The following is a 7781-nucleotide window of genomic DNA, read 5'->3' on the forward strand; positions in this document are numbered from 1 at the left end:
ACTGCTACAAGACCTGATCCCAATACGGCTTTAGCGACTTGAGTAAAAGGCTTTGATGGTGCTATAGAAAATTCTTTTCGAAAGGCTTTTTCTACAGCCGTAGGTTCATGTTTCATGGCTACAAGGATGTGAGAAATAGAAAATGCTAATAGTGCAAATAGTAATTTTTTAAACAGTGATGACATATTTTGCATAAGTAAAAAACCCCCATTAAAAGTGGCGCATAATCGATTAATACTTATCGAATCTTTGGATGCATTTATTTTTTAAATAATAATCGAATATTTAATTTTTGTAAAGCTTGATATGATCGACATGATTTACAATGGCATGGATTTAAATGACTTGCTATACTTACTTTTATGATAAAAAAAATAAGTATATCACTTGTAATTGGTTTGCTAATAACCATTTGGATTGTACAAGATGATCCATGGATAAAAAAAATTGTAGGCGATATATTTATCGATAAATTTGAATCTGCACTTGAATGCACCCTACATGGTAGCGTAAAAAAAATTGATTTTTTTTGGCCGTGTATTGAGCTAGAAGATGTTGTTGTTCGACCAAGCAATGATGAGCAGTGGCAATGGCATGCAAAAAAACTTATAACGCGTTTTACTTGGCGTTCGCTTTTGGGTGCTGGTATTGTTGATTTACATATTTGGCTACATGAGCTTAAAATGTTTTCGGCGCTTTGTGGAGGTCAATTGGCTATTTTGCCATATCTACAGCGAGCCATTGCAGGTATATCGCCGGCATTGCCAACATTTTTAAAAGAAGCACATTTTACTGCTTCATCTTTGCATGTACATGATACTGATAATAATGCACAGGCACGAATACAGTTCAGTTGTGATACAAAAAAGATAGACAATACGTTGCGATCGAGTATTTGCTTAGAAGATGGTTCTGTTGGAACCTATAATACAATCTATATGTCTGATATAAATGGTATACTACATGTTAATGCGCAAAATAATCAAAATAGTACGATTATTACATGTGAGGGAAGCGGATCAATACAACTGCCCCATCTACCTGATACTGATCGTCATTGTTTTTTTTCGATAGATTGGAAGCGCGATCACGGTACTGCATCATTGAAAAATGCGAATCGTTCCTTTGTTGTAAGCCCGATACATTTAAATACTGTCGATGATCGTATTGTTGGTGCACTTAAGGCACAGTTACCACTTTATTATTGTACACGGGTTGCTGGTCTTCCTGTTTCTGAAAAAAGTATATATGGTACATGTATAGCGAAGTTGCTGATCAATATGTCTGATGTGAGTAAAGGTATTCATGGCAATGTTACCATAACTGGTGCACAATATGGCAAGCATCTGCTGTGTGAGCATGCCAAATGTTCTTTTAGTCGTAATAATGATCATTGGAAGGGTGGTTTGCAGTTTTATTATGGTGATGTTTATCGCATTGCTGGTTCGTGGTATTATGACCAAAATAGTGATTATGGTTCTGCGCATTTAGAAAATAGTAGTAGTTTGCATAATAGCATAGTGCGTTATTGGTCTATATTGCCACAAGATGCATCTGTTGATGTTATCTTTAACAAAAAAGAACTATCTGGAAAGTATCGCTGTATAGCAACAAATACAACTATCGATACAACAGCACAGCTTGAAGGTATTTTTGGTTTTAAAAATAACAACTTTGCTCTTGATGGGAGTTGTAATAAAAAAGTGTATCAAGGGAGTTTCCAACTCAAACCATCATTTTGTTTACACAAGTTTTTATATGGCGAAAAAAATCAATCACCAGCAATTATTTTTAATCATCACACTGCTCGTCCGCAGGCAATTTCTGGTAGCATTGATTTTTCATTTTTCCGTGAACTTATTCGCGATGTAACTGGGTACGATGTAGCGGGTGATGGAAAAATTGCCATTTCTACTCTTGTAAAAGATGATGGTTCTTGTTTAGCAGCAAAAATTTCTTTGGCTAACAGCACTATTCGTTTGCCACACACGTATAATCTTATAAAAGGTTTTGATGCAATTTTTTCTGTTGATATACCTAAAAAAAAAATTATTATCCGTGATGTTGGGCTTGATTTGCATAGGGGATTTATAGCCTGTGAGCGTGCTTTACTGTTATTTAATGATCAACTAGATATATCTTTTGTGCACGTGCCTCTTGTATTAGAATCGTGTTTGTTGAATCTCAAACGAGATTTATTTGCGCTTATTTCAGGATCGTTATTATTAACTAAACCAATTGGGCAACTACCAAAAGTAAAGGGGGCAGTTATTCTTGAGCGGGCTCAATTGAAAGAAAGTTTATTTTCTGATGCACTTTTTAAACAGTTAATACACTCTCATCCTCATGTACAAACACAGGAAAAAATTAATTTTTTATATGATGTAAATGTGCAAACAAAAGATTCTATACAGGTACAGACACCCTTTTTGCAAACACAAGCACATGCTCATTTATCTATTACCGGAAGTGCATTTAATCCATGTGTTGAGGGCGCTGTTATTCTTTCTAGTGGTACGCTGCATTTTCCATATAAACCACTTTATATAACTAAAGGGAGTATTACTTTTATTCCGGGTCAATTACAAGATCCACTTGTTGATTTAGTAGCACAAAATAAAGTTCGCAAGTATCATGTGGCATTACGCGTTAGTGGTTCGCGTAGCAGCCCAATTATTTCACTATGTGCAACACCACCGCTTACTGAGGAGCAAAGTATTGCGTTACTCTTTACTGGAGCGCCAGAGGAGTCGCTCAATATCGTAATGCCCGCATTATTAATGCAAAACATTAAAGGTATGCTGTTTGAAAATCAGCAATCTACTTTAGCACAAAACAGTTATTTTGCGTCACTACTCAAACCACTTGAGCGCATTTATATTTTGCCACGCTTTAGTGATCAAACCGGACGTGGTGGTATTCGCGGAGCGATAGAAATTGAATTAAGTGAGCGCTGGCGCGCGCTTATTCAACAAAATTTTAGTTTATCAGAAGATACGCGGTTTGAACTTGAGTATCTTGCGTCTGATAATATGAGTGTACGGGCCTTTCGCGATGAGCGGCGCGACGCTGGTGGTGAAGTTGAAATGCGGTGGAAATGGTAGTTTTTTATTAATGGAGTTATTATAAACAGGGTATTGCCAAAAAATAAAACAGTTTTTACTGGAGAGTATGATAATGAGAAAGCAAAAATTACATCGATTACTTATTTTTCTTTATATAGCTATTTTTTCTGCACTCTTTGTACGTATTGATGCTCGTGTGCGGCAAGCCAAAAAAATACCACCATATAACGCAGTGCAGCTGTGCAAAAATGGAACATCATTACCAATAGGCTTTAGTAAAAAACATTTTATTATTAGCATGCCAACGCGTTATATACCACGACAAAAGGTGATTCAAAAACCAGCAAGTTGTGAGGGGTTACTATGTGATGCCGATGGTCATATTGCCCAAGCACTTTTTACGCCAGATGATAATGTGCAAAAAATTTTGATTGATTTGATCGGTAAAGAACACAAGCAAATTGATATTGCCGTATTTTCATTTACTAATAAGGATATTGCACGAGCATTACTCGATGCGCATAAACGCGGCGTCAAGATACGAATTGTAGTAGATCGTAGCGGTGTGCATGATAGATTTGGCAAAATCGATATGCTCAAGGCTGGTGGTATTGATATTTTTGTATATAAACAAGTAAAAACAAAAAGCTTGTTTTCTGACAAAATGCATAACAAGTTTGCTGTTTTTGCAGATAACTTACACCATAAATCTATTGTATGGACAGGGTCATTTAATTTTACTCGTTCAGCAGCACGAGTAAATCAAGAAAATGTAGTAGTACTTGATGATCAGAATATTGTTAACAAGTTTACAAACCAGTTTAGGCAATTGCAACAAAGAAGCATACGATTAGCCCATAAAAAAGAGCTAAGAACTGTTGTTATGTAAAAGGCGCTTCATTACTACAATTCCTTCTTAGCTCGAGCTCATGCTATGTCCGTTTTGAAAAAAAGGCAAGCAAAAATTTCTTACTATCAAATAGTCCATTTTTTATATTATTTAGTACAATATATCTATCGCTTTCGCGCATCCCCCTATAAGCAAAGGAGTTGTAACAAAACCAGCAATATATCCAAGTGCATGCTTTTGTGCAAAATGTACTGCTGAAACTATAGATGCTTTTTTGCCATAAACACCAAGATCAATAGGTGCATACATTACAAAGGATGCTATAGTGGTTGTTATGATAAATTTTTTATTGTTTTTAAGAAATGCTAATGTGTTTGTTATGCAGTTATCTGTTCTGGTTTGTTTTTTCTGATAATTTCCATATGCAGCAGTACATGCAAGAACCAGCCCTGTAGTCCATGTACTAGCAGCAAGGATATATCCGGTCCATGTAAATTCTGCATGAATTGGTTGAGTCGCTATTCCTATAATAAATGCAATATATACTAATAAATACTTCATGTATGTCATTATAATAAAATTCGCCGATTTATTCTCGCATCGGATAATTATATAGCATATACTGTCATTAGTATATAAAAATATTTAGTTTGTCAATTTTAAATTATAAATGCTTATTAAATTGCCTATGTATCTTTAAAATAGTATTTTTAAACTGGTAAAATTATGAAATTGTTTTGATAAGAGTTTGCATATCATCTGGTAACGGTAGGCTGAAAGAAAATCTCTGATTATCTAACTCAAAAGAAAGGTCGCTGGCATGTAGTGCATGCCGCTTTATATGCTTTTTATCGGGCATACCATAGAGTGGGTCTCCTACAATTGGATGGCCAAGAGCACTTAAATGTACACGAATTTGGTGAGTGCGGCCAGTTACTGGCTTAAGTTCAAGTAAAGTATAATTTTCAAAATACTGTATTACTTTGTAGTGTGTTATAGCATGTCGTAATTTATGTCCATGCCGTATATAGCGTTGTGCTTTCTTTGTGTCAAATGCGGTCATTTTTACTGGTATGTGTGGATCTCTACCTATAAACAAATCAATGATACCATTGCTTTCTGGATGGCCTTGTACAATTGCTTGATATGTTTTTTGTATAGTGCGATTACGAAACATCTGACCAAACTGCTTATATGCTCGATGAGTGCGAGATATAATAATTAATCCTGATGTGTCTTTATCTAATCTATGAATAATACCAGGTCTATCTTCTAGTCCAATTTGGCCAAGGTCAGGATAAAATGCACGAAGCCAATCAACTAATGTGGTAACCATACTTTCTTTGTGTGGCGGGTGGATAATCAATCCTGCTGGCTTGGATAAAATTAAAAATTGTTCATGTTCATGTACTATGTCTACTGGTAAATTTTTATCAATAACCTTTTGTACCGACGGTCGCACTGCCGGTTTAATGGTAATACAAATTTGATCATCAGCCTTGAGTGGCATACTTGGTTTATTCACAATGTTGCCATTGACCGCTATCGCATTGCACTGTATTAGACGTTGAACAAGAGACCGCGAATAATCTGATACAGATGAGGCTATGAAACTGTCTATGCGGTTTCCAGCCGCATGCTTATCTACAGTAATAATTTTCTGAATATCTTTAATTTCATTCATACCATCTAATCGTACAAAACGGACGTGTAAAGTCAAATGCTAACAAGCTAAGAACATTTTGAAGTATTGTGCTGTGTATATCTCTGTGATGGACAATAAAGACGGTTTCTCGTACCATGAGGACAAGTGTTACAGATTTTTATGTCGCTTAGGAGCATACAATGGACGTAAAACGCATATTACAAGAGATAAGCAAGAATTTAGAAGCTGTTATTGCTCAAGATACGTCCATGGGTACCTCATTGTGGCAATCTTTTATTGATATGCACCCAGCTGATATAGCAGAATTTCTAACTAATATTGACTATCAAAGTTTTAAAAGTCTTTTTGTAATGCTATCGAAAGAGCTTAAAGAGGAGGTATTTGAAGAGCTTTCAGATAAGATGAAAGTTCGAGTTCTTTCTTTTGTTGAAGAAAAAGAACGTACTCATTTACTCAGAGTCTTGCATGCAGATGAATTGACTGATCTTTTTGACGTGCTCTCCGATGATCAGTTGAAAGAATATATGCAATTACTCACTAAGCATGCACGAGAACAAGTTCTTTCTTTATTGAAATTTCATCCAGAATCTGCCGGTGGTATCATGGATACTGAGGTGCTTACATTGATGCAAGATTTTACAGTAGAAAAAAGTATTAAGTTATTGCAGCGTTTACGCCCAAGCCGTGATATTTACCAACAAATTTATGTAACAGATATTTTACACAGATTAGTTGGTTATATTAATTTAGAAGATTTGGTATTAAATGCACCAAGAGATCGTATTGGTTCTTTTTTACGAGAAATGGAATATGTTGCAAAAGCAACTGAGGATCAAGAAATAGTTGCACAACAAATGGTCCATTATGGACTTATGACGGTTCCAGTTGTTGATGATAATAATTATTTTTTGGGCGCAATTCCTAGTGAAACACTAGTAGATGTTTTGGTAGAAGAAGCAAGTGAAGATATGCAAAAAATGGCTGCGCTTACGCCGATGAAGCACACGTATTTTGAAACATCTTTTTATCGCATGCTCTATCAACGTAGTTATGTTTTAGTTATTCTTCTTTTGGTCGAATCATTTGTAACTATTATTATGAAGGGGTATGAGTCAACGCTGCATCTTGGTTCATTATTGTATTTTACTACGATGCTTACCAGTGCTGGAGGAAATACAAGCCATCAAACTTCTACAGTAGTTATTCAGAGTATTGCATCTGGAGATATTAGTGCTGATAATATATTTCGTTTTTTAAAGCGAGAATTTACCATGGCGGCAATGCTTGCATTAGTATTAGGTGCAACAGCATTTACACGTGCATGGTTTACGACATATGATTTTTGGCAAACACTTGTTATTAGTACTTCTCTTTCATTAATTGTACTTACCTCAGTTTCTCTTGGTAGTTGTATTCCGCTTATACTTCGCCGCCTGAATATTGACCCAGCATTTTCTGCCGGGCCATTTTTAGCAACGTTGATGGATATTATTGGCATTTTAATCTACTGTTATATGAGTCAGTTATTACTTTCGTAAGGAAAAATAATCTTTTATATTTTTTGTTATTTTTTTCATGATATAATCTTAGCGTAATTCGATAAAAAATTAAAAAGAGGAATAACTATATGAAATCAATAATGCATACTACGCAAATGAGTTTAGATGAAAAAGATCGTATTGAGCTTGTTAACGTACTTAACAAATCTTTGGCTTCATGTAATGATTTGTATTTACAATTAAAGCAGGCTCATTGGAATATCAAAGGCACGCAGTTTATTGCACTTCATAAACTTTTTGATGAACTTGCAGAGGAAGTTGAGGAGTATGTAGATATTGTTGCAGAACGTGTAACAAGCTTAGGTGGAACAGCTCTTGGTACGATACAAGCGATTAGTCAAAATAGTGAGTTACGACAATATCCAATTGATATTTTTGTGGCAAAAGATCATCTTGAGCATCTTACGCATAATTTTGCAATTTTTGGTGAGTTAGTTCGTAGTAATGTAAAACTATCGGAGCAGCTTGGCGACTATGGCACGGGGGATGTTTATATTGCCTTAGGGAGAATGCTAGACAAGAATCTTTGGTTTTTACAAGCACATCTACAAAAGTAATATATACTAAGAACCTATCCCAAAATTAAAATCTTGAAATAATTTTGTAAAAAAAGGAAAATCTCGCTGATAAAAAGATGTTAA

The 7781-nt window shown here is 35.3% G+C and carries 7 protein-coding genes; 4 read left to right on the forward strand and 3 right to left on the reverse strand.

The annotated features are described in order from the left end of the window. Positions 1 to 194: hypothetical protein (locus KC460_04910; protein MCA9770681.1), on the reverse strand; the 194-nt coding region annotated here is incomplete at its 3' end. Positions 195 to 362: 168 nt separating this feature from the next. Between KC460_04910 and KC460_04915 the strand changes: the two genes are divergently transcribed. Next, positions 363 to 3104, forward strand: a complete 2742-nt coding sequence (locus tag KC460_04915; GenBank protein ID MCA9770682.1) for a translocation/assembly module TamB domain-containing protein — start codon at positions 363 to 365, stop codon at positions 3102 to 3104. Between the two features lie 73 nt (positions 3105 to 3177). Next, positions 3178 to 3954 (forward strand): DUF1669 domain-containing protein, encoded by a 777-nt coding sequence (locus tag KC460_04920; protein MCA9770683.1) that lies wholly within the window; start codon positions 3178 to 3180, stop codon positions 3952 to 3954. A 111-nt stretch (positions 3955 to 4065) separates the two neighbouring features. Here the strand turns inward: KC460_04920 and KC460_04925 are convergent, their stop codons facing one another. Further along, positions 4066 to 4476: a hypothetical protein gene (locus KC460_04925; protein ID MCA9770684.1), complete on the reverse strand. Its 411-nt coding sequence runs from the start codon at positions 4474 to 4476 to the stop codon at positions 4066 to 4068. Positions 4477 to 4639: 163 nt separating this feature from the next. Continuing rightward, a complete protein-coding gene (locus tag KC460_04930) occupies positions 4640 to 5599 on the reverse strand; it encodes an RluA family pseudouridine synthase (protein MCA9770685.1) in 960 nt (319 codons plus the stop codon). A gap of 161 nt (positions 5600 to 5760) precedes the next feature. Here KC460_04930 and mgtE point away from each other — a divergent pair, with 161 nt between their 5' ends. Both mgtE and dps read left to right on the forward strand, forming a co-directional pair. Further along, the gene (mgtE, locus tag KC460_04935; protein MCA9770686.1) at positions 5761 to 7119 is read left to right on the forward strand and encodes a magnesium transporter; all 1359 of its coding nucleotides are present in this window, start codon (positions 5761 to 5763) and stop codon (positions 7117 to 7119) included. Between the two features lie 89 nt (positions 7120 to 7208). After that, positions 7209 to 7697, forward strand: a complete 489-nt coding sequence (gene dps / locus KC460_04940; GenBank protein ID MCA9770687.1) for a DNA starvation/stationary phase protection protein Dps — start codon at positions 7209 to 7211, stop codon at positions 7695 to 7697. Positions 7698 to 7781 lie beyond the last annotated feature (84 nt).

The sequence above is a fragment of the Candidatus Dependentiae bacterium genome, assembly GCA_020431705.1.
Taxonomy (GTDB): domain Bacteria; phylum Babelota; class Babeliae; order Babelales; family Vermiphilaceae; genus JAGQHQ01.

What these genes read in the sequence shown, in the direction of transcription:
- KC460_04930 (MCA9770685.1), bottom strand. Translation starts at nt 5,599, where the DNA reads ATGAATGAAATTAAAGATATTCAGAAAATTATTACTGTAGATAAGCAT.
- KC460_04920 (MCA9770683.1), top strand. Translation starts at nt 3,178, where the DNA reads ATGAGAAAGCAAAAATTACATCGATTACTTATTTTTCTTTATATAGCT.
- mgtE (MCA9770686.1), top strand. Translation starts at nt 5,761, where the DNA reads ATGGACGTAAAACGCATATTACAAGAGATAAGCAAGAATTTAGAAGCT.
- KC460_04915 (MCA9770682.1), top strand. Translation starts at nt 363, where the DNA reads ATGATAAAAAAAATAAGTATATCACTTGTAATTGGTTTGCTAATAACC.
- dps (MCA9770687.1), top strand. Translation starts at nt 7,209, where the DNA reads ATGAAATCAATAATGCATACTACGCAAATGAGTTTAGATGAAAAAGAT.
- KC460_04925 (MCA9770684.1), bottom strand. Translation starts at nt 4,476, where the DNA reads ATGAAGTATTTATTAGTATATATTGCATTTATTATAGGAATAGCGACT.